This is a genomic window from Bosea sp. ANAM02 (assembly GCF_011764485.1).
Taxonomy (GTDB): Bacteria; Pseudomonadota; Alphaproteobacteria; order Rhizobiales; family Beijerinckiaceae; genus Allobosea.
In genome coordinates this window covers 3,072,133-3,090,647 of record NZ_AP022848.1, presented here as the reverse complement: position 1 = coordinate 3,090,647, position 18,515 = coordinate 3,072,133, and the positions used below count along the sequence as shown (strand labels likewise).

The following is an 18,515-nucleotide window of genomic DNA, read 5'->3' as shown; positions in this document are numbered from 1 at the left end:
GAAGCCCCGGAATGACAAGGGTGGTTCTGCTCAGCGCGGCAGAGCGCAGGGGTCGAGCTTCGTCGTGTTCGCCGCTTGCGTGATCGAGCCGGTCACCATCGGATCGACCGATTGGCGCTTCGAGGCGGCGAGGCTGACCGCCGCCATGCGGTCCTTGTCGAGCGAGGCGGTCTGGCTCGACAGGAAATTCGCCGCGATCACCGACAGGAAGGCGATGGCGGCGCCGGCCTTGGCGATGTCCGCGGCGATGGTGCCGCGATCGTTCTTCCAGAACATTTCGATCAGGCGCATGGCGCAGTCTCCACGGCCCGTGACGTCACGAGCTTTGCGTCAGCATGCGCCGCGAGCAGTAAAAGGATGGTTAGCCAAGTCTTCCCGTTCGCTCGGCGAATTTAAGGATTACCGCTTGTCTCGACGCTCCGGCCCGCCAGGAGCGCCTGCCGTTCCTTGAACAGCCTGCGCAGGGCGGTGAGCACGGCGACGACGCCGGGCCTGCGGCGCGAGATCTCGTGCGAGACGAGAAAGATGTCGTCGCCGGTCTGCTCGGGCGGCGGTTGCAGGCGGCGCAGGCCCGGATCGGCATCGCCCATGAAGCACGGCGCCATCGAGAGCGCACCGGCCGAGCGGATGCTTTCGTAGCGGGCGGCGGAATCGCCGACGCGGGCTGCGATCGGCCGCCCCGCCGCATAGGCCATGATGTGGTCGTCGATCCGCGACGAGGTCTCGCGGTTGACCGAGATGATCGGCGCGGTCGCCGGATCGATGTCGCGGCGGACATAGAGCGCTTGCATCAGGCGCCCGACCTTCTGGGCGTAATGGCCGGGCTCGCCGGGGACCCGGGTCATCCGCAGCGCGATATCGGCCTCGCCGCGCGCCAAGTCGAGCCGGTTGCGCGTGCTGATGATGACGATCTCGACCCCGCCCGCCGCCTGCGAAATCGCCGTCGCGTTCATCGTCAGCAACAGGCTGATCGAGGTCGTGGCGGTGATGCGGACCGGCGCGTCGGCACGCGGGCGAGCGGCATCGGCACGGATGGCAAAGCGCCTGGCGGCAGACTCGACGAGGCCGGCCTCGGCCGAAAGCTCCATGCCGATCGCGGTCGGCACGAGCCGGTTGGCCTCGCGGGTGAAGAGCTGCAGCCCGAGTTCGGTCTCGAAGCCCTTGAGCCGGCGCGCGACGGTGGCTTCGCTCAGGCCGAGCTGTTCCGCCGCCATGGCCATCGACCCGCCGACGGCGACGGCGTTGAAGATCCGGATATCGTCCCAGGACGCCCGTCCGGCCGGCGATGCCAGCTCACCGTCGCGTCGAGATGGAGGGGAAGCAGGCTCGCCCATGCCGTCAGCGGCCAGTCCCAGGTCGTATGGCTTCGGCGGTCATGGCGGTCCGGGAGGCGAGGAGGGTGCGACATGCGCGAACCCTGCCGGGAGAGGTTGCGCCGGGCAGCCCGCCGGGCTTGCGCCCCAGCCCTGCAGAGATGCAGGGCTCAAGCCTCACAGGTCGATCAGTTCGCCGGCGAAGGCGGCCCTCTCCTGGATGAAGACGAAGCGCGCCTCCGGCTTGTTGCCCATCAGCCGCTCGACCGTGTCGGAGGTTTCCTCCTTGGCCTCGTGATCGACCATGACCTTGAGCAGGATGCGCTTGCTCGGGTCCATGGTGGTTTCCTTGAGCTGCGCCGGCATCATTTCGCCGAGGCCCTTGAAGCGCGAGATTTCCGGCTTCTTGCCCTTGAAGACGGTCTCGATCAGCTCGTCCTTATGGGCGTCGTTGCGGGCATAGATGCTCTTGCCGCCGTGCTGGAGCCGGTAGAGCGGCGGCACGGCGAGGTAGAGATGACCCTTCTCGATGAGGCGCGGCATCTGGCGCCAGAAGAAGGTGACGAGCAGCGAAGCGATGTGGGCGCCATCGACATCGGCGTCGGTCATCACGATGACCTTCTCGTAACGCAGGTCGTCCTCGCGGAACTGGGTGCCGATGCCGCAGCCAAGAGCCAGGATGAGATCGGCGAGCTGCTGGTTCTGGTTCAGCTTCTCGCGCGTCGCATTGGCGACGTTGAGGATCTTGCCGCGCAGCGGCAGGATCGCCTGGTTGGCGCGGTTGCGCGCCTGCTTGGCCGAGCCGCCGGCCGAGTCGCCCTCGACGATGAAGAGTTCGGAGCCGGCCGCGCCCGCGCTCGAGCAGTCGGCGAGCTTGCCGGGCAGCCGCAGCTTGCGCGTCGCGGTCTTGCGCGAGACCTCCTTTTCGAGGCGTCGGCGCAGGCGCTCCTCGGCCCGGTCGACCGACCAGTCGAGCAGCCGCAAGGCCTGCTGCGGCGCCGCCGCCAGCCAATGGTCGAAGGCATCGCGCACGGCGCTCTCTACGATGCGATGGGCTTCCTGAGTTGCGAGCTTGTCCTTGGTCTGGCCCTGGAATTCCGGCTCGCGGATGAAGACCGAGAGCATGGCGGCGCAGGTCGCCATCACGTCGTCGGACGTGACCTGCGCCATGCGCTTGGACTGGCCGATGCGCTCCGCGTGGTCGCGCAAGCCGCGCAGCAGGGCGATGCGTAGCCCCTGCTCATGGGTGCCGCCCTCGGGCGTCGGGATCGTGTTGCAATAGGAGGAGGAGAAGCCGTCCTCGCCTGTCGCTAGCCAGGCCACCGCCCATTCGAGCGAGCCGTGGCTGCCTTCCCTGGTGATCTTGCCGGAGAAGATCGGTTCGGCGACAAGGTCCTTGCCCTCGATCTCGCGGCCGAGATAGTCGCGCAAGCCCCCCGGGAAGCGGAACACGGCTTCCGCCGCGACATCGCCCTCGGGCTTCAGCAGGGCCGGCGCGCAAGTCCAGCGGATCTCGACGCCGCCGAAGAGATAGGCCTTGGAGCGCGCCATGCGGAACAGGCGGGCCGGCGAGAAATGCGCGCCCTCGCCGAAGATCTGAGCATCCGGATGGAAGCGCACGCGGGTGCCGCGCCGGTTGGCGACGGCGCCGACCGTCTCCAGTGGGCCCTGCGGCAGGCCGCGCGAAAAGACCTGGCGATAGAGCGTCCTGCCGCGCGCGACCTCGACTTCGAGCCGGTCCGACAACGCGTTGACGACGGAAACGCCGACGCCATGCAGGCCGCCCGAAGTCTCATAGGCCTTGGAATCGAACTTTCCGCCGGCATGCAGCGTCGTCATGATGACTTCGAGCGCCGACTTCCCGGGAAATTTCGGGTGCGGGTCGACCGGGATGCCACGGCCATTGTCGGTCACCGCGAGCGAGCCGTCCTCGAACAGTTCGACATCGATGAAGGTAGCGTGGCCCGCCACCGCCTCGTCCATGGCGTTGTCGATCACCTCGGCGAAGAGATGGTGCAGGGCGCGCTCGTCGGTGCCGCCGATATACATGCCCGGCCGGCGGCGCACCGGTTCGAGCCCTTCCAGAACCTCGATCGCCGAGGCGTCGTAGCCGGCCTCGGACAGTGTGCCGTTGCGGGCGGGCGCGGCCGGTGCCGCCGGCGCCGCCTTCGGAGTTGCGGCGGGCGGGCGCGTTTCCGGCCGTGGGCTCGCCGCGTCCGGCCGCCCCGGTTCTCCGCCGAAAAGATCGCCGTTATCCGCCATCGCCACCCAATGCTTCCCCATTCGCGCAAATGCCTGCTGATTCGCGACTTCGAACTCTAGCGCATCCCGGGCCGTCACGCCCTGTCAGGGGCAGCTTATAGACACCTCGTCGGTGGATCGAAACCGCTTCCTTGCCGGCGATCGCGGGGCTGTCACATCCCTGTCGCCGGCCTGGTCGAGAGCGAGGCGGAACAGAGCCGTTCAGGCTGCGTTAACCATCGGCGCCGAGGATGGTCGGCACGATCCGGCCTATGCGGATTTCCGCAATGCGCTATGATCGGCGGCAAGGGGGAGAAGGCCGTGGCGTCGCGTCAGTCAGTGCCGGTTGCGGGTATCGCGGGTTTGCAGCGTGCTGCACGCCTCGCCGGCGAATCCTTCGGTCATGAGGATGTCATCGGCACGCCATTGGCGACGAACGATCCGCATGGCTCGCGCTGGCTCTGGTGGCTGGTCGCGGTTACGGCCTCGGCCGGGCTCGCCGTTCTGCATTTCTCCTGAAGACACCGCCAGCGCGGCGCGGAAATATCAACCTTTCTGCCTTAAGGCCTGCGGCTGGAGGGCAATGGGATGAGCCGTATCATCATCAGGAGTTCCGGTTTGGCCGATTGCCGGACAAGGCTGCATGTCGCGCCCTCCGGCGCGTTTGTCGCGGCCTGAACGGAGCGTCGCGACGGTGGGTCAGATCGCCGCTCTCGGAGCCTATGTCTACCAGGCAGCGTTGGCGCTGGGATTGCTGCTGCTGGTCTCGCGCCTCCTGCCGGCCCAGGACTTCGCGCATTACTCGCTCTTCGTCACGATCAGCCAGTTCGGCAGCATCGCGGCCTTCGAATGGCTGCGCTTCTCCTGCAGCCGCTTCTACCCTGGCGCTGACGAGGCGGCGCAGCGCTCGGTGATCCTGTATTCCTTCATGACATGCGCGGCGATCTGTCTGCTGGTCGGTGCTGGTGCTCTTGCAACCGGTATGGTTTCGACTGGGATCGCGATCGGCGGAGCGCTCGCCGCGATCTTTCAGGGTGGCTCGGAACTGCACCTGACGATGCTACGCTTCCGGCAGGATTTTCGGCTGTTCTCGCTGCTGCAGGGCGCCCGCGCCTCGCTCCTGGCCGCCGGGACGCTCGGTGGAGCCATTCTCGATTCCTCTCTCGACGGCGCGGTCTTCGGCCTGCTCGCCGGCTACATCGTCTACGGTGCCGTGGCGCGCCTCGCCGGGGGCTCGCTCGCATCCGGCCTGGAGAAGCCGCGGCGCTACCTGCTGATGAAGCACCTCACCTATGGCGGCGTCTCGGCCGGCGCATCCGTCGCCGGCATCCTTGCTCCGCTCGGCCTCAAGGCCTTCCTGACCGCCTTGGTCGGGGCACAGGGGGCCGCCGGCGCCCTGCTCGCACTCGACCTGCTGCAGAGGCCCTTCGTCATGGTGGTCTCGGCGCTCCAGGCCATCCGCTATCCCGACATCGTCGCCAGCTTCGACCGCGAACCTGCTTCGCCGGCTTTTCGCGAAAAGCTCGGTGGTTATTACGGGCAACTGGCGGGTTGCTCGCTCGCGACCGGGGCGGTGATCCTGTGCCTGCTGGCGCCTGCCGCGTTCTGGCTGGTCAAGCCCGAACTGCGCGAGAGCTTCCTGCTTGCGGCCCCGGCGGTGACGATTCTCGCCCTGCTACGGGCTTTGGTGCAGACCCTGCTGCCGACACCGGCCCACCTTATGCAACGCCTTCGCCCGATCATCGGACTCGCCGTCGCCGATGCCGCCCTGCTCAATCTCGGCGCGCTCGCCGGCTGGACCCTGGCGGGCGGCTCGCTGGCCGGGCTGCTCTACGGCGGAGCGGCCGGAGCGGCTGCCGCCGTGATCGTTGGTCTCCCACTGTTCCTGTCGATGCCGTCTCACTGGCGCAGGCTTCCGCTGGCAAGCGCCTCGGCGGCGCTTGCCATTGCCATGCTCGCCAATGGCGGGGTGCCGCAGACATCGCTCCTGGCATCGCTCGGCGTCTTCCTGCTCTGCATTCCGCCGGCTGTCGCCACCGTTCGTTCGCTGCTGGAGCGCCGCAGCGCTGCGCCGGAGGCCTCATGAAGATCGCCATCGGCATCGCAACCGCCGGCCGGCGCGCCGTGCTGTCGGAGACGCTCGCGCATCTTGCGGAGCAGAGCCGCCTGCCCGATGCGGTCTTCGTCTGTCCGGCCACGCCGGCTGATCTCGACGAGGCGGCAGCGGGGTGTCTGCCCATCCCCGTTCGGTGCGTCGAGGGGCGGCGCGGCAGCTGCGGCCAGCGCAACGCGATCCTCGATGCTGCCAATGATGCCGACATCGTCGTCTTCCTCGACGACGACTACATGCCGGCGCAGGCCTTCCTGGCCGAGGCGGAGGCCTTGTTCGGAGCCAGACCGGATGTCGTCGCCGCGACCGGGACGGTCCTCGCCGACGGCATCCACGGCCCGGGGATCGGTCGCGATGAGGCGATCCGGATCCTGGCCTCCGATCCGGGCGAGGCGAGGGCGACCTGGCCGGTCTACAATGCCTATGGCTGCAACATGCTGGTGCGGATGGCGGCTGTGCGGACGGCGGCGGCGCGCTTCGACGAGAACCTGCCGCTCTATGGCTGGCAGGAGGATGTCGATTTCTGCCGCCAGCTCGCGCCCATGGGCCAGATCGTCCATTGCACGGCGCTCCGGGGCGTCCATCTCGGCAGCAAGCGCGGGCGGACATCGGGGTTGCATTTCGGCTATTCGCAGATCGCCAACCCGATCTATCTCTGGCGCAAGGGCACGATGACGTCCGGCAAGGCGCTGCGCCTGATGGCCGGAAACGTCGCGGCCAATTTCCTTGGCAGCCTGCGCGAGCAGCCTTATGTCGACCGCCGCGGCCGGCTGAAGGGCAACGGCATCGCGCTGCTTGACCTGATGCGGGCCCGATTGAACCCGCAGCGCATCCTCACATTCAAATAGGGCGTCAGCCCTTCCTCAATCTTTCGTGGCGAGAATGCCCGCGGGAGAACGTCGTGCGCGCGGTCATCATCAGTGATTTCGGTTCGGTCAATGGCGGGGCCGCGAAGGTTGCGATCGAAAGCGCCCGCGGGCTGGCGGAAGCCGGCGTCCAAATCGTCTTCGCCTGCGCCATCGGCCCCGTCTCCGAGCGGCTCGACCATCCGTTGATCCATGTCGAGCGCTTCCCCGGCGAGGAGATCTGGCAGGTCGGCAGCAAGCTCGCGGCAGCCCGGCAGGGCATCTGGAACGCGCAGGCCCACGCGTTCCTGCGCAAGCTGCTCGCTGGCCAGCCACGCGGCGAAACGCTGGTGCATCTCCATCAATGGACCAAGGCGTTCAGTCCGGCGGCCATCGCGGCGGCCGGTGACAGCGGCCTGCCCGTTGCGGTCACCATGCACGACTACTTCTCGTTCTGTCCGGTCGGCGGCTATTTCGACTTCAGGGCCAATGCGGTCTGCCGGCGCCGGCCGATGTCGCCCGGCTGCATGACCAGCAATTGCGACCGCGCTTCCTATCTGCACAAGCTCGTCCGTGTCGCCCGACAATTCGGCTCGGACAGGGCGATGCGCCGCCTCGAAGCGCCGCTCTTCATCCATGTCAGCGATTTCGCGCGCCAGTTCGCCGAGCCTTTCCTGCCGCCGCAGGCGCGCCATGTCGTGGTCGAGAACATGATGGAGGCGCAGCGCCGGCCGGCCGTCGATGCGGCGCGCAACCGGCATGCCCTGTTCCTCGGACGGTTCACCCAGGAGAAGGCCGCCGATGTGCTGGCGATGGCGGCGCGTGATGCCGATGCGCCCGTGCGCTTCGTCGGCGAAGGCCCGCTGGCCAGCGAGATCGCACGGCTCAACCCGCAAGCCGAGATTCGCGGCTGGGTGCCAGCCGGGCAGGTCTTCGCCGAGATCGCGCAGGCGCGCTGCCTGGTGCTGCCTTCGATCTGGTACGAGCCCGGGCCGCTGGTGATTGCGGAGGCGCGGTCGCTCGGCGTGCCGGTCGTTCTGGCACGGACCACGGGGCCCGCGAGCTGGGTGATCGACGCAGAGGACGGCATCCTCGTCGATGGCGGGGATGTCGCGGGTCTTTCGGCCGCGCTCGTCCGGCTGAAGGATGACGACTGCGCGGGCGCGATGGGGGCGGCGGCCTATCGTCGCTACTGGGCCGATCCGCTGACGATGGAGCGGCACGTCCGGCGCACGATCGAGAGCTATCGTGGCCTCGTCGGCCTCGGCGGCTGAGGCCGCCGCGCCGATAGCGGTGCGACATCACCGCGAAGAAAAGAGCCGGGGCATCGCTGCCCCGGCCCGGATTGTTCTGGACATGCCGGCGGCTGCCTGCGCGGCCGCCGGAACAACCTCAGTACGAGTAGTACATCGCGAACTCGACCGGGTGCGGCGTCATCTCGAAACGCGCCACGTCCTGCATCTTGAGCTCGATATAGCTCTCGATGAAGTCGTCGTTGAAGACGCCGCCGGCCTTGAGATAGGCGTTGTCCTTCTTGAGCGCTTCCAGAGCCTCGCGCAGCGAGCCGCAGACCGTCGGGATCTTCTTCAGCTCGCGCGGCGGCAGGTCATAGAGATCCTTGTCCATCGCCGGGCCGGGATCGATCTTGTTCACGATGCCGTCGAGGCCGGCCATAAGCATGGCGGCGAAGGCGAGATAGGGGTTCGCCATCGGATCGGGGAAGCGGACCTCGACGCGCTTGGCCTTCGGCGAGGTCGTCCACGGAATACGGCAGGAGGCCGAGCGGTTGCGCGCCGAATAGGCGAGCAGCACCGGGGCCTCATAGCCCGGAACGAGGCGCTTGTAGGAGTTGGTCGACGGGTTGGTGAAGGCGTTCAGCGACTTGGCGTGCTTGATGATGCCGCCGATGTACCAGAGGCACTCCTGCGACAGGTCGGCATATTTGTTGCCGGCGAAGACCGGCTTGCCGCCCTTCCAGATCGACTGATGGACATGCATGCCCGAGCCGTTGTCGCCATAGACCGGCTTCGGCATGAAGGTCGCGGTCTTGCCGTAGCTCTGGGCCACGTTGTGGATCGCGTACTTGTAGACCTGCATCATGTCGGCGGTGTGCACGAGCGTGTCGAACTTCATGCCGAGCTCGTGCTGGGCCGAGGCGACCTCGTGATGGTGCTTCTCGACATGGACGCCCATGGACTGCATCGCGGCCAGCATCTCGCCGCGCATGTCCTGCGCCGAATCCTGCGGCGGGACGGGGAAGTAGCCGCCCTTGGTGGCGATGCGGTGGCCGAGATTGCCGCCTTCGTAATCGGCATAGCCGTTGGTCGGCAGCTCGACGTTATCGAGCTTGAAGCCGGTGTGGTACGGGTCCGCGGCGATCTTGACGTCGTCGAAGACGAAGAACTCGGCCTCGGGGCCGACATAGACGGTATCGCCGATACCGGTCGACTTCAGGTAGGCCTCGGCCTTCTTGGCGATGCCGCGCGGATCGCGGCCATAGGGTTCGCCGGTGCCGGGCTCGAGCACGTCGCAGCTGATGACCATGGTCGGAGCCGAGAAGAACGGGTCCATCGTGGCGGTCGTCGGATCCGGCATCAGCAGCATGTCGGACTCGTTGATGGCCTTCCAGCCGGCGATCGAGGAGCCGTCGAACATCGTGCCCTCGGCGAAGATGTCCTCGTCGATCATGCCGACGTCGAAGGTCACGTGCTGCCACTTGCCGCGCGGGTCGGTGAAGCGGAAGTCGACATACTTGACGTCGTTGTCCTTGATCGCCTTGAGGACATCCTTGGCGCTTTTCATTTCAGCATTCCTCTTGCCAGCAGTTATTCAATGTCACGCTGCCGCACCCGGCTCCAATCCGGCTTGCGGCTCGTTGTCCCATGATCGGGGGAGAAGTCCTCAGATCGCGTCCGCGCCGGTCTCGCCGGTGCGGATGCGGATCACCCCCTCGATGCTCGATACAAAAATCTTGCCATCTCCGATCCGGCCGGTCTGGGCAGCCTTCATGATCGCCTCGATGGCGCGATCCAGCATATCGTCGGCGAGCACGATCTCGATCTTCACCTTCGGCAGGAAGTCGACGACATACTCGGCGCCGCGATAAAGCTCGGTATGGCCCTTCTGGCGACCGAAGCCCTTGGCTTCCAGGACCGTGATGCCCTGCAGCCCGACCTCCTGGAGCGCCTCCTTCACCTCGTCCAGCTTGAAGGGCTTGATGATCGCTTCGATCTTCTTCATGCGCCGACCGGCCTCCTGTGCATCCCGGGCTCCGGCTCGGGCCGGATCGTGGCTGGCAACGCGGTCCGGAGCGGGGGTGAACCCGTGCGGTCGAACGGTTGCAGCCTTCCTTCTGCTCATAGCATTGGCGCCCGCGCCCCGCCACGTGGCAGCTTCCGTGAACGCGCCTCGGAGAGAGGCAATAAACAGCATAAAAAATATGCAATTGCATAGTCGTTCATCACGGGCGGCATTCGGCCGCAACTTGCGGCCCGCTGGGCGCAGCCCGAAGATGCGGCATGGACGACATGGGCATCGACAGGACGGGCAGGGCGGAACTCGCCCTGCTGACCACGCGGCAGATGGCACTGGCCGACCGTGTCGCGATCGCGGCGGGTACGCCCGGCATCGAACTGATGGAGCGTGCTGGCCGCGCGGTGGCGGAAGCCGTACTCGGGCGGGTCGGCCGAGCAGGGCGCGTCACGCTGTTCTGCGGGCCGGGCAACAATGGCGGCGACGGCTTCGTCGCGGCGCGCCTGCTGCGCGAACGGGGGCTCGCGGTTCGCGTCGTCCTGCCGGGTGATACGCATGACATCAAGGGCGACGCCGCCGTTGCGCTCGACCGCTGGGCCGGCCCGGTCGAGCCGTTGAGCGGGTTCGATGCTAAGCAGAGCGATGTCTTCGTCGATGCGTTGTTCGGGGCCGGCTTGACGCGCCCGCTCGCCGGGGTCTTCGCCGAAGCGGCCGCCTGTCTCAACGGCGCGGGGCGCCCGGTCATCGCAGTCGACATCCCGAGCGGCGTGTCCGGCGATACCGGCAGGGCGGATGGCGTCGCAGTCAGGGCGAGCGAGACCGTCACCTTCTTCAGGCTGAAGCCGGGGCACCTGCTCCAGCCGGGTCGGTCACTCTGCGGGCCGGTCACGATCGCCGATATCGGCATCCCCGCCCGGGCGGCGCTGGATGCGGCCGGCGCGACGGCTTTCCGCAACGACCTTGCGCTCTGGCTGCAGGCCTGGCCGAGGCACGCGGTCGACACGCATAAGTTCCGGCGCGGAGCGGTCGCCGTCCTGGCCGGCGGGATCGCCGGCGTCGGCGCGCCGCGGCTGAGCGCGCGCGCGGCGCTGCGGATCGGAGCCGGACTGGCGACAGTTCTCTGCGAGCCCGAAGCCCTGCCGGTTCACGCGGCGCGAGGGCCGGATGCGCTGATGCAGCGAGCGGTGGCCGATCGCGCGGCGCTGGAGGCCTTCCTCGGGGATCGTCGGATTTCGGCGATCCTCGCGGGGCCAGCGCTCGGCCTCGACCGGCGGGCACAGGACCTGGTGCGCGTCGCGATCGAGAGTGATCGGCCGGCGGTGCTCGATGCCGATGCCCTGACGGCGCTGGCGGGATTTTCCGGCGGTGGCGCGCGCCTGCTCGCAGCCCGCGCCGCCGAGACCGTGCTGACGCCGCATGAGGGCGAGTTCCAGCGCCTGTTCGGCAGAGAGGCGGCGATCGACGCGGAACCGTCCAAGCTCGAAAGGGCGCGGAAGGCGGCGGCATTATCCGGGGCGGTCACGATCTACAAGGGGGCCGATACGGTGATCGCCGCGCCGGACGGGCGTGCCGCCATCAACGCGACCGGATCGCCGGCACTGGCGACGGCAGGGTCGGGCGACGTGCTGGCCGGGCTGATCGCCGGACTCCTGGCACAGGGCATGCCGGCATTCGATGCCGGTTGCGCCGCCGTATGGCTGCACGGACTTGCCGGGGAGCGGCTGGGCATGGGGCTGATCGCCGACGATCTGCCGGAAGCGATTACGGCGCTCCTGCGCGACGTTCTGCCTGCCTGAAACATTTAGACAGAAGGAGACCCGCCCCACTTTCGCGGGGCGGGCCTGGATGACGATCCATCCGCTGCGCGGATCGGCCGTCAGGTACCAGAATAGGTCACGCTCGGCGCGCTTTTGAGTTGGTCCTTGGTCATGGTGATCTTGCCGTGGTCCGGGTACATAGCCGGCGCCTTCGGTGCCGCGGCGGTCGCCGGCGGGGAGGCCATGCCGCCACCGGTGCTGCTGGCACTGCCGGCCGGGGCAGGCGCCGGAGCCGGCGCGGCCATCGGCTGATCGCTCCAGTTCACCTGATCGAACGGAACGGCGACGTCCTTCGCTCCGATACCCAGGAAGCCGCCGACGCCGATCGTGACCATGTCGACCTTGCCGGTCTTGTCGACGATGACCTCGGTGATGTCGCCGACCTTCTTGTCGTCGGGGCCGTAGATATCGACGCCGATCAGCTTGCTGGTGCGCCACTTGCCCTGGCCCGCCAGATTGGTCTCGGCCTTGGTGTCGGCCGGAGCACTGGCGCTCGGCTGGGTCGCCGTTGGCGCGGCGGGCGTCGAGGAGGGCGGCGTCGGCGCGCTGGTCTGGGCCATGGCCGCCGTGGCGAGCATCGCGACACCAACGGTGGACAACATGAAGTGATGATGCCTGATCATATCTTCCTCCGGAATGTTTCCGCTTCGAAGCGGGTCACTTCGTCAACAAGCGGGAGACGAGTTTGTTCGATCTCGTGCCCGGATATTTTTGATTATCGACCGAATTCTTTCGTCGGCAGCCTGCCGAAGCGCATGATCTGCCACTCCGGCAGATGGATATTGTTCTGCCGAGGTTTGAGTGCAGGCCGGAGCTGTGCTCCAATGTCGCATTCGCCGAAACGTTTTAGCCGCGGATGCTGTTCCACAATGAGCTTTACGAGGTGCTCCGATGCCGGCAATCCCTGTCACGCTCGCGCTCGACGAGCTCACGCTGGCCGTGCTCGACCGCCATATCGAAATTCACGGGCAAGGGCGCTCCCGCGACCAGGTCATCGCTGAGATTCTCGTCCTGTGGGCGGCGAGCCCGGAACGCGCCGCGGTGCCGGATGAGGGCCTGCGTCCCGAAGAACTCAATGCCAGCAACGATTCCTGAAGCCGGAACAGGCTCTTGGCCTCAATCGTCGGCGTCGTCGCGCCGCAGCTCGAAGGCGAGCATGGCTTCGGCGAGTGCCTGCAGTTCGCGCTCCTTCTCGGCACCATCCGGCATTGCGTTCAGCTCCGCCACGCGCTGCTGCGCGCGATCGTAGTCTTCCTCGGTGTGGATCACGATGGGCAGCTTCACGGGACGGGGTCTCCTGAGTGGCGGCACGGGGACTGGGATGCTGGCCGATGTCTCGCGACGGTCATCGCGCCGACGTCGAACCGAACGCCGGCCGGCGCACCGGGTTCCGCGCCTCGCCAGGCGACACGTGATCGGCCATCGAGCCGCGAGATCGTCGGTTTAAGCCTTCGGCAAGGGCGAAGCGGGCAGAATGCGCGTTCTCCAGCGGGATTCAAGATGCCGAAAGGGCAGGCCATGCGTGGTGTTCTGATTCCGGCCTGCCTGGCGGCTGCGACGATTGCAGCCGCGTGCGGGCCGGCATCCGCCTTCTGGCAGCGTTCGCAGGTTTCAGCCTGCTCGGACGCGACCACCGATAGCGAGCGTCAGCGCCTGCGCTGCTGGGAGCTCAATGCCTATGCCGATCCGGGCTGGCCCGCGCTCGGCGGTGCCGGCGGCGCCTATCTCATGCCCGCGCCGGCGATCCGCCCGGGGCATGGACACAAGGGCGGCGCGACCCGGCGGCTGGGATGAGATGACGGGGAGGGCGCCGGCCGCGCGGCCGCTCGGGCATCCGGCGCTGGATGCAATGGGCGGCGGGAAGCGGCTCGCGGCCATGTGAGCCGGAGCCATCGCGCCGCGTCCGGCGGCAGGCGACAGAAGCGTTCCGGTCCTCCGTGAACAGACGATCCTTCCGGTCGGATCGCCGCTCTCGCCGTGGCCGGCGGTTCCGTCAGGCCTTGATCTTCACATAGGTGCCGGGCGCGTCGGCGAGCGGCTCGAGCTTGCCGCCGCCCGGTTCGCGGGCCGGAACCTTCTTCGGCGCCTGCGCCTCCAGCCAGCCGAACCAGTGCGGCCACCACGAGCCCGGATGCTCGTCGGCCTTGGCCAGCCAGTCGGCATAGCGGCCCTTGGCCGGGCCGCCGGTCCAGTACTGGTACTTCACCTTGGCCGGCGGGTTGACGACGCCGGCGATATGGCCGGAGCCGGCGACGACATGCTCGACCGGGCCGCCGAAGCATTGCGAGCCGTTGAAGACCGATTGCGCCGGTGCGATATGGTCCTCGCGCGCCGCGAGATTGTAGATCGGGATCGTGATCTGCCTGAGGTCGAGCGTCTTGCCGCCGATCCGCATCTCGCCCTTGGAGAGCTTGTTGTCGAGATAGCAGTTGCGCAGGTAGAACGAGTGGTTCGCCGCCGGCATCCGCGTCGAATCCGAGTTCCAGTAGAGCAGGTCGAACGGCGTCGGCGCCTTGCCCTTCAGATAGTTGTTGACCGCGTAGGACCAGATCAGGTCGTTCGGGCGCAGCATGTTGAAGGCGCCCGCCATCCGCGCGCCGTCGAGATAGCCGGTGCGGGCCATCTGCTCCTCGATTGCGCGGATCTGCTCTTCGTCGACGAAAACCGAGAGCTCGCCGGCCTGCGCGAAATCGACCTGCGTGGTGAAGAAGGTCGCGCTCTCGATACGCTTGTCGCGCGTGGCCGCCATATAGGCCAGCGTCACGCCGAGCAGCGTGCCGCCGACGCAATAGCCGATCGCCGAAACCTTCTTCTCGCCGGTCGCCTGCTCGACCGCGTCGAGCGCGGCGAAGATGCCCTCGCGCATGTAGCTCTCGAAATCCTTCGCGGCGTGGCGCGCGTCCGGATTGACCCAGGAGATGCAGAAGACCGTCAGCCCCTGCGCGACGCACCAGCGGATGAAGCTCTTCTCCGGGTTGAGATCGAGGATGTAGAACTTGTTGATCCAGGGCGGCACGATCAGCAGCGGCCGCTTCAGCACCTGCGGCGTCGCCGGCGCGTACTGAATCAGTTCGATGATCTCGTTGCGGAAGACGACCTTGCCGGGCGTCGTCGCGATATTGACGCCGACCTCGAAGGAACCGGCGTCGGACTGGCGGATCTTCAGCTCGCCGCCGCCGGCCTCGACATCCTCGGCATACATCTTCATGCCGCGCACGAGATTCTCGCCGTTCTGCTGCAGCGTCTCGCGCAGCAGTTCGGGATTGGTCGCGACGAAATTGGTGGGCGAGAGGGCGCCCGCGATCTGCTTGATGTAGAAGCGGGCCTTCTCGCGCGTATGGGGATCGAGGTCGTCCGCCTTGTCGACCATCGTCTCGGCCCAGCGCGAGCCGATCAGATAGGCCTGCTTGATGAAGTCGAAGGTCGGGTGATTGGTCCAGTCCGGATCCTTGAAGCGGCCGTCGCGCTTGTCCGGCTCGGCGACGGGAGCGACCGCCTCGCCGCCGGCCCGTTTCAGCGCCGTGCTCCAGAGGTTCATGAAGTCCCCGGTCAGGGACGCCTGCGCCTCGATGATCCTGGAGGGATCGTTGACCCAGCGTTCGGCCACGCGTCCCAGCGTCTTGACCATGTCGCTGGCTTCGTCGGCTTGGCCCGTCTTGGCCTCGCCGCGTTCGAGCGGTTTCAGGTAGGCGGCGGTGACCTTGCCGTATTCCTCGACGAGGCGGCCCATATTCTGCGCGAACTGGTCGAAGTCGGGAACGGCGGCCTCGGCCGGGCCGGTGGTATCCTTCGCCCTGTCGCTCTTTCCGCTCATGTGCAGCCCTTTCCCCCCTGTGGTTATAGGATAGCGCATGGCGCTCCATTTTGGTCCTATTAAGGACGCAGCCTGTGTGCTTTACCAAGCTAAATCGACAACCGCTGGACGCAACGATGCCGACTGAGATCTCCGCGAAGAAGCTGCTCCTGATTCCGGCGCTGGTCGTGGCCGGTGCGGCACTTGCCGGTTGCGGCAGCGACGAGGGCTTCAAGGGCGTTGCCGAGGCTGCGGGCCTGGCGACAACCCCGCAGGAATCGAAGGCTTTCGTCCGGGAGGCCCGCCCGGCCGAGCTCGAATACGTTCCTGTCGGGTCGAGTGTGACACGCGCCGCGCCGCGCAAGCCGGTCGAGGACTATAAGAAGATCGAGGCTGCGCTGGATGCCAAGCAGAAGGCCAATGAGGCCGCCGGCACCACCGCCAAGGCGCTCGGCGCGACGCCGCCGCCGGAACCGGCGAAGATTCCGCAGAACTGAGCAAGGACCCGCTGCCGGCAGGGTGGCGCCCCCGCGGATCGATAGGCCTGCTCTGCGAATCGCAAAATATTGCGTCATTGTCTCTGTCATGACGAAAGATGCGATGCTAAGCACCCTCGACGCAAGGATGTGATCCCGGCGAAAACATGACACCGCCCGTGGGCGGCCGAGGACCTGTTCGAGATGACCGATTTTCACCGTATCAAGCGCCTGCCTCCCTACGTTTTCGAACAGGTCAACAAGATCAAGGCCGCCGAGCGCGCCAAGGGCGTCGACATCATCGATCTCGGCATGGGCAATCCCGACCTGCCGGCACCCAGGCATGTCGTCGAGAAACTTGTCGAAACCGCCGGCAAGCCGCGCACCGACCGCTACTCCGCCTCCAAGGGCATCGGGGGCCTGCGTCGCGCCCAGGCGAATTATTACGAGCGCCGCTTCGGCGTGAAGCTGAACCCCGACACGCAGGTGGTCGCGACGCTGGGCTCGAAGGAGGGCTTCGCCAACATGGCGCAGGCCATCACCGGGCCGGGCGACGTCGTGCTGGTGCCGAATCCGAGCTACCCGATCCACGCCTTCGGCTTCCTGATGGCGGGCGGCGTGATTCGCTCCGTCCCGGCCGAGCCGACGCCGGCGATGTTCCCGGCGCTGGAGCGGGCGATGACCCACTCGGTGCCGAAGCCGATCGCGCTCGTGACCTGCTACCCGGCCAATCCGACGGCCTATGTCGCCTCGCTCGATTTCTACCGGGATCTCGTCGCCTTCGCGAAGAAGCACGATCTGATCCTGCTCTCGGACCTCGCCTATGCCGAGGTCTATTTCGACGAGAGGAATCCGCCGCCCTCGATGCTGCAGGTGCCGGGCGCGATCGATGTCGCGGTCGAGTTCACCTCGATGTCGAAGACCTTCTCGATGGCCGGCTGGCGCATGGGCTTCGCCGTCGGCAACGAGCGCCTGCTGGCGGCGCTGGCGCGGGTGAAATCCTATCTCGACTACGGCGCCTTCACGCCGATCCAGGTCGCAGCCAGCGCGGCGCTGAATGGCCCCGACGACTGCATCCGCGAGATGCGCGAGACCTACCGCAAGCGCCGCGACGCGCTGGTCGAGAGCTTCGGCAAGGCCGGCTGGGAGTTTCCGGCACCGGAGGCCTCGATGTTCGCCTGGGTCGCGATACCCGAGAAGTTCCGCCATCTCGGCTCGCTGGAATTCTCGAAGCTGCTGATCGAGAAGGCCGAGGTCGCGGTCGCGCCGGGCATCGGCTTCGGCGAGCATGGCGACGACTTCGTCCGCATCGCCATCGTCGAGAACGAGCAGCGCATCCGCCAGGCCGCGCGCAATATCGGCCGTTTCCTCAAGGGCGCCGAAACCACGCTGCACAACGTCATCCAGATGCCGAAGGCGGGGTAGGGCGGCCTTTAGCCTCCAGATAATAGGCGGCGGTCATCCCGGGCGGAGCGAAGCGTAGACCCGGGATGACGGCGTGAGCTGATCAGGGGCAGCGACATCCTTGGCTCTGGACCGCGCCCGCAAAACATGGGAACCGATGCGATGCGGACGGATCGCTCCGCATCGCGCCCGAGGCTCGCTCCCATGTCCCGAAAAGGCCGCCTGCTCGGCGTCGCTTTCGCCGTCTTCGCGCTGATCTGCCTCGTCGCGACCTACGACTATTCGAAGGGGCGCATCCCGCAGACGCGCTCGGCCCTGGTCTCGGACGTTCTGGCCGTCACCAATGGCCGCGAATGCGCCCGCGACGCGACGGACATCGTTCTGCGCTACATCCCGGTCGGAACCGGCCGGGCCGATGCCGAGCGCATCCTCTCGGAAGTCACGATCGATCCGCCCAGACCCTGGTTCTGGACCCCTGCCGTCGAGAACAGCACCGTTTCGCAAGGAACGACGATCGAGGCCCTGCACACCATCAAGGCGACCGCCTTCGGCACCAATCTGCTGCGCATCTATCTCGGCTTCGAGGATGACAAGGTGAAGCGCGTCGCAGCCGAGGTCGTCTGCCATTTCGGCTGAGGCCGGCGACGCGCTCCGATGCGGTCGATCAGACCGGGCCGGTATATTCGCCGCGCGCCGGGTAATCGTTCTTGATCGCGAAATCGAGCGCCTGCAGCAACTCGGAAAAGGCCGGTCGCGCGAAGGGCATCGACTGGACCGACGCGTAGTAGATCGTGCCGTCGGTACGTATGAGGAAGACGCCCGGCTCCGAGAACAGGGCGGGCTCCTCGATGCCGATCGACGTCTTGCCGCGTGATGCGGAGACGTACAGCCCCCATTCGCGCGCGCTGGCGAGGTCGAGCCCATAGCCGATGCGCAGGCCGGAAGCGTCGATCTTGTCGGCCATCTGCCGGGCGCGATCCGCCGCGTCGCTGCTGACGGCGATCGTCTCGACCCCGCGCCGGGCGAAATCGGGCACGAGACGTTCCAGCTCCTTCAGATAGGTCGCGCAGATCGGGCAATGCAGGCCGCGATAATAGCAGACCAGCGTGAACCGCTCGGGCTTCTCGGCCGCGAGATCGAACGGACCATGCGCGACCGTGTCGACACGGAGCGTGGGGGCGGCTTGGCGGGGATAAAGCATGGCGAACTCCTCTTGCCTGGTGCAGCGGAGATTGTCAGATTTGGGATCATGGATGGTCCGGAA

The 18,515-nt window shown here is 67.0% G+C and carries 19 protein-coding genes; 10 read left to right on the top strand and 9 right to left on the bottom strand.

Annotated elements, in window-relative coordinates; genetic code table 11:
- Positions 1-30: 30 nt before the first annotated feature.
- The 3 genes from OCUBac02_RS14835 to parE all read right to left on the bottom strand — a co-directional run bounded on the left by OCUBac02_RS14835 (position 31) and on the right by parE (position 3,575).
- A complete protein-coding gene (locus OCUBac02_RS14835; protein WP_047581398.1) occupies positions 31-291 on the bottom strand; it encodes a hypothetical protein in 261 nt (86 codons plus the stop codon).
- A 101-nt stretch (positions 292-392) separates the two neighbouring features.
- The gene (locus tag OCUBac02_RS14830; RefSeq protein WP_082009954.1) at positions 393-1,334 is read right to left on the bottom strand and encodes a LysR family transcriptional regulator; all 942 of its coding nucleotides are present in this window, start codon (positions 1,332-1,334) and stop codon (positions 393-395) included.
- A 156-nt stretch (positions 1,335-1,490) separates the two neighbouring features.
- Complete coding sequence (gene parE, locus OCUBac02_RS14825) at positions 1,491-3,575, bottom strand: DNA topoisomerase IV subunit B (RefSeq protein WP_173049606.1); 2,085 nt, start codon at positions 3,573-3,575, stop codon at positions 1,491-1,493.
- Positions 3,576-3,875: 300 nt separating this feature from the next.
- On the opposite strand from parE, the gene OCUBac02_RS14820 reads away from it, so the two are divergent.
- From OCUBac02_RS14820 to OCUBac02_RS14805, 4 genes are all read left to right on the top strand, one after another.
- Positions 3,876-4,073 carry a hypothetical protein gene (locus OCUBac02_RS14820; protein ID WP_173046641.1) on the top strand — a complete coding sequence of 66 codons (198 nt, stop codon included), beginning with the start codon at positions 3,876-3,878 and terminating at the stop codon, positions 4,071-4,073.
- Between the two features lie 175 nt (positions 4,074-4,248).
- On the top strand, positions 4,249-5,640 hold the full coding sequence (locus OCUBac02_RS14815; protein ID WP_173046639.1) for a hypothetical protein: 1,392 nt from the start codon (positions 4,249-4,251) through the stop codon (positions 5,638-5,640).
- On the top strand, positions 5,637-6,512 hold the full coding sequence (locus OCUBac02_RS14810) for a glycosyltransferase family 2 protein (RefSeq protein ID WP_173046637.1): 876 nt from the start codon (positions 5,637-5,639) through the stop codon (positions 6,510-6,512). The genes OCUBac02_RS14815 and OCUBac02_RS14810 overlap by 4 nt, the downstream gene beginning before the upstream one ends.
- A gap of 53 nt (positions 6,513-6,565) precedes the next feature.
- On the top strand, positions 6,566-7,783 hold the full coding sequence (locus OCUBac02_RS14805; RefSeq protein ID WP_173046635.1) for a glycosyltransferase family 4 protein: 1,218 nt from the start codon (positions 6,566-6,568) through the stop codon (positions 7,781-7,783).
- Between the two features lie 118 nt (positions 7,784-7,901).
- Here OCUBac02_RS14805 and glnA read toward each other — a convergent pair whose 3' ends face one another.
- Both glnA and OCUBac02_RS14795 read right to left on the bottom strand, forming a co-directional pair.
- Complete coding sequence (glnA, locus tag OCUBac02_RS14800; RefSeq protein WP_047578146.1) at positions 7,902-9,311, bottom strand: type I glutamate--ammonia ligase; 1,410 nt, start codon at positions 9,309-9,311, stop codon at positions 7,902-7,904.
- A gap of 99 nt (positions 9,312-9,410) precedes the next feature.
- On the bottom strand, positions 9,411-9,749 hold the full coding sequence (locus OCUBac02_RS14795) for a P-II family nitrogen regulator (protein ID WP_047578144.1): 339 nt from the start codon (positions 9,747-9,749) through the stop codon (positions 9,411-9,413).
- 278 nt (positions 9,750-10,027) lie between these two features.
- On the opposite strand from OCUBac02_RS14795, the gene OCUBac02_RS14790 reads away from it, so the two are divergent.
- Positions 10,028-11,557 (top strand): NAD(P)H-hydrate dehydratase, encoded by a 1,530-nt coding sequence (locus OCUBac02_RS14790; RefSeq protein ID WP_244638949.1) that lies wholly within the window; start codon positions 10,028-10,030, stop codon positions 11,555-11,557.
- A gap of 80 nt (positions 11,558-11,637) precedes the next feature.
- On the opposite strand, the gene OCUBac02_RS14785 is transcribed toward OCUBac02_RS14790, so the two are convergent.
- Positions 11,638-12,201: a PRC-barrel domain-containing protein gene (locus OCUBac02_RS14785; RefSeq protein ID WP_173046633.1), complete on the bottom strand. Its 564-nt coding sequence runs from the start codon at positions 12,199-12,201 to the stop codon at positions 11,638-11,640.
- Positions 12,202-12,469: 268 nt separating this feature from the next.
- Between OCUBac02_RS14785 and OCUBac02_RS14780 the strand changes: the two genes are divergently transcribed.
- Positions 12,470-12,673, top strand: a complete 204-nt coding sequence (locus tag OCUBac02_RS14780; RefSeq protein ID WP_173046631.1) for a hypothetical protein — start codon at positions 12,470-12,472, stop codon at positions 12,671-12,673.
- A gap of 21 nt (positions 12,674-12,694) precedes the next feature.
- Here the strand turns inward: OCUBac02_RS14780 and OCUBac02_RS14775 are convergent, their stop codons facing one another.
- Positions 12,695-12,862 (bottom strand): hypothetical protein, encoded by a 168-nt coding sequence (locus tag OCUBac02_RS14775; RefSeq protein ID WP_156134812.1) that lies wholly within the window; start codon positions 12,860-12,862, stop codon positions 12,695-12,697.
- A 234-nt stretch (positions 12,863-13,096) separates the two neighbouring features.
- Between OCUBac02_RS14775 and OCUBac02_RS14770 the strand changes: the two genes are divergently transcribed.
- Entirely contained in the window at positions 13,097-13,372 is a 276-nt protein-coding gene (locus tag OCUBac02_RS14770; RefSeq protein WP_173046629.1) for a hypothetical protein, read from the top strand.
- A 199-nt stretch (positions 13,373-13,571) separates the two neighbouring features.
- Here the strand turns inward: OCUBac02_RS14770 and phaC are convergent, their stop codons facing one another.
- Positions 13,572-15,392 carry a class I poly(R)-hydroxyalkanoic acid synthase gene (gene phaC, locus OCUBac02_RS14765; protein ID WP_173046627.1) on the bottom strand — a complete coding sequence of 607 codons (1,821 nt, stop codon included), beginning with the start codon at positions 15,390-15,392 and terminating at the stop codon, positions 13,572-13,574.
- 116 nt (positions 15,393-15,508) lie between these two features.
- On the opposite strand from phaC, the gene OCUBac02_RS14760 reads away from it, so the two are divergent.
- The 3 genes from OCUBac02_RS14760 (at position 15,509) to OCUBac02_RS14750 (ending at position 17,887) form a co-directional block, all read left to right on the top strand.
- Positions 15,509-15,868, top strand: a complete 360-nt coding sequence (locus OCUBac02_RS14760) for a hypothetical protein (protein WP_047579415.1) — start codon at positions 15,509-15,511, stop codon at positions 15,866-15,868.
- A gap of 183 nt (positions 15,869-16,051) precedes the next feature.
- A complete protein-coding gene (locus OCUBac02_RS14755) occupies positions 16,052-17,272 on the top strand; it encodes an LL-diaminopimelate aminotransferase (RefSeq protein WP_047579413.1) in 1,221 nt (406 codons plus the stop codon).
- A 183-nt stretch (positions 17,273-17,455) separates the two neighbouring features.
- Positions 17,456-17,887 (top strand): hypothetical protein, encoded by a 432-nt coding sequence (locus OCUBac02_RS14750; protein ID WP_173046625.1) that lies wholly within the window; start codon positions 17,456-17,458, stop codon positions 17,885-17,887.
- Positions 17,888-17,915: 28 nt separating this feature from the next.
- Here the strand turns inward: OCUBac02_RS14750 and OCUBac02_RS14745 are convergent, their stop codons facing one another.
- Positions 17,916-18,452: a peroxiredoxin-like family protein gene (locus OCUBac02_RS14745; protein WP_173046623.1), complete on the bottom strand. Its 537-nt coding sequence runs from the start codon at positions 18,450-18,452 to the stop codon at positions 17,916-17,918.
- Between the last annotated feature and the right edge of the window lie 63 nt (positions 18,453-18,515).

Excerpts from the sequence above, each read along its gene's own strand:
- OCUBac02_RS14835 (WP_047581398.1), bottom strand. The coding sequence starts at position 291 with ATGCGCCTGATCGAAATGTTCTGGAAGAACGATCGCGGCACCATCGCC.
- OCUBac02_RS14830 (WP_082009954.1), bottom strand. The coding sequence starts at position 1,334 with ATGGGCGAGCCTGCTTCCCCTCCATCTCGACGCGACGGTGAGCTGGCA.
- parE (WP_173049606.1), bottom strand. The coding sequence starts at position 3,575 with ATGGCGGATAACGGCGATCTTTTCGGCGGAGAACCGGGGCGGCCGGAC.
- OCUBac02_RS14810 (WP_173046637.1), top strand. The coding sequence starts at position 5,637 with ATGAAGATCGCCATCGGCATCGCAACCGCCGGCCGGCGCGCCGTGCTG.
- glnA (WP_047578146.1), bottom strand. The coding sequence starts at position 9,311 with ATGAAAAGCGCCAAGGATGTCCTCAAGGCGATCAAGGACAACGACGTC.
- OCUBac02_RS14795 (WP_047578144.1), bottom strand. The coding sequence starts at position 9,749 with ATGAAGAAGATCGAAGCGATCATCAAGCCCTTCAAGCTGGACGAGGTG.
- OCUBac02_RS14790 (WP_244638949.1), top strand. The coding sequence starts at position 10,028 with ATGGACGACATGGGCATCGACAGGACGGGCAGGGCGGAACTCGCCCTG.
- OCUBac02_RS14785 (WP_173046633.1), bottom strand. The coding sequence starts at position 12,201 with ATGATCAGGCATCATCACTTCATGTTGTCCACCGTTGGTGTCGCGATG.
- OCUBac02_RS14780 (WP_173046631.1), top strand. The coding sequence starts at position 12,470 with ATGCCGGCAATCCCTGTCACGCTCGCGCTCGACGAGCTCACGCTGGCC.
- OCUBac02_RS14770 (WP_173046629.1), top strand. The coding sequence starts at position 13,097 with ATGCGTGGTGTTCTGATTCCGGCCTGCCTGGCGGCTGCGACGATTGCA.
- phaC (WP_173046627.1), bottom strand. The coding sequence starts at position 15,392 with ATGAGCGGAAAGAGCGACAGGGCGAAGGATACCACCGGCCCGGCCGAG.
- OCUBac02_RS14760 (WP_047579415.1), top strand. The coding sequence starts at position 15,509 with ATGCCGACTGAGATCTCCGCGAAGAAGCTGCTCCTGATTCCGGCGCTG.
- OCUBac02_RS14755 (WP_047579413.1), top strand. The coding sequence starts at position 16,052 with ATGACCGATTTTCACCGTATCAAGCGCCTGCCTCCCTACGTTTTCGAA.
- OCUBac02_RS14750 (WP_173046625.1), top strand. The coding sequence starts at position 17,456 with ATGTCCCGAAAAGGCCGCCTGCTCGGCGTCGCTTTCGCCGTCTTCGCG.
- OCUBac02_RS14745 (WP_173046623.1), bottom strand. The coding sequence starts at position 18,452 with ATGCTTTATCCCCGCCAAGCCGCCCCCACGCTCCGTGTCGACACGGTC.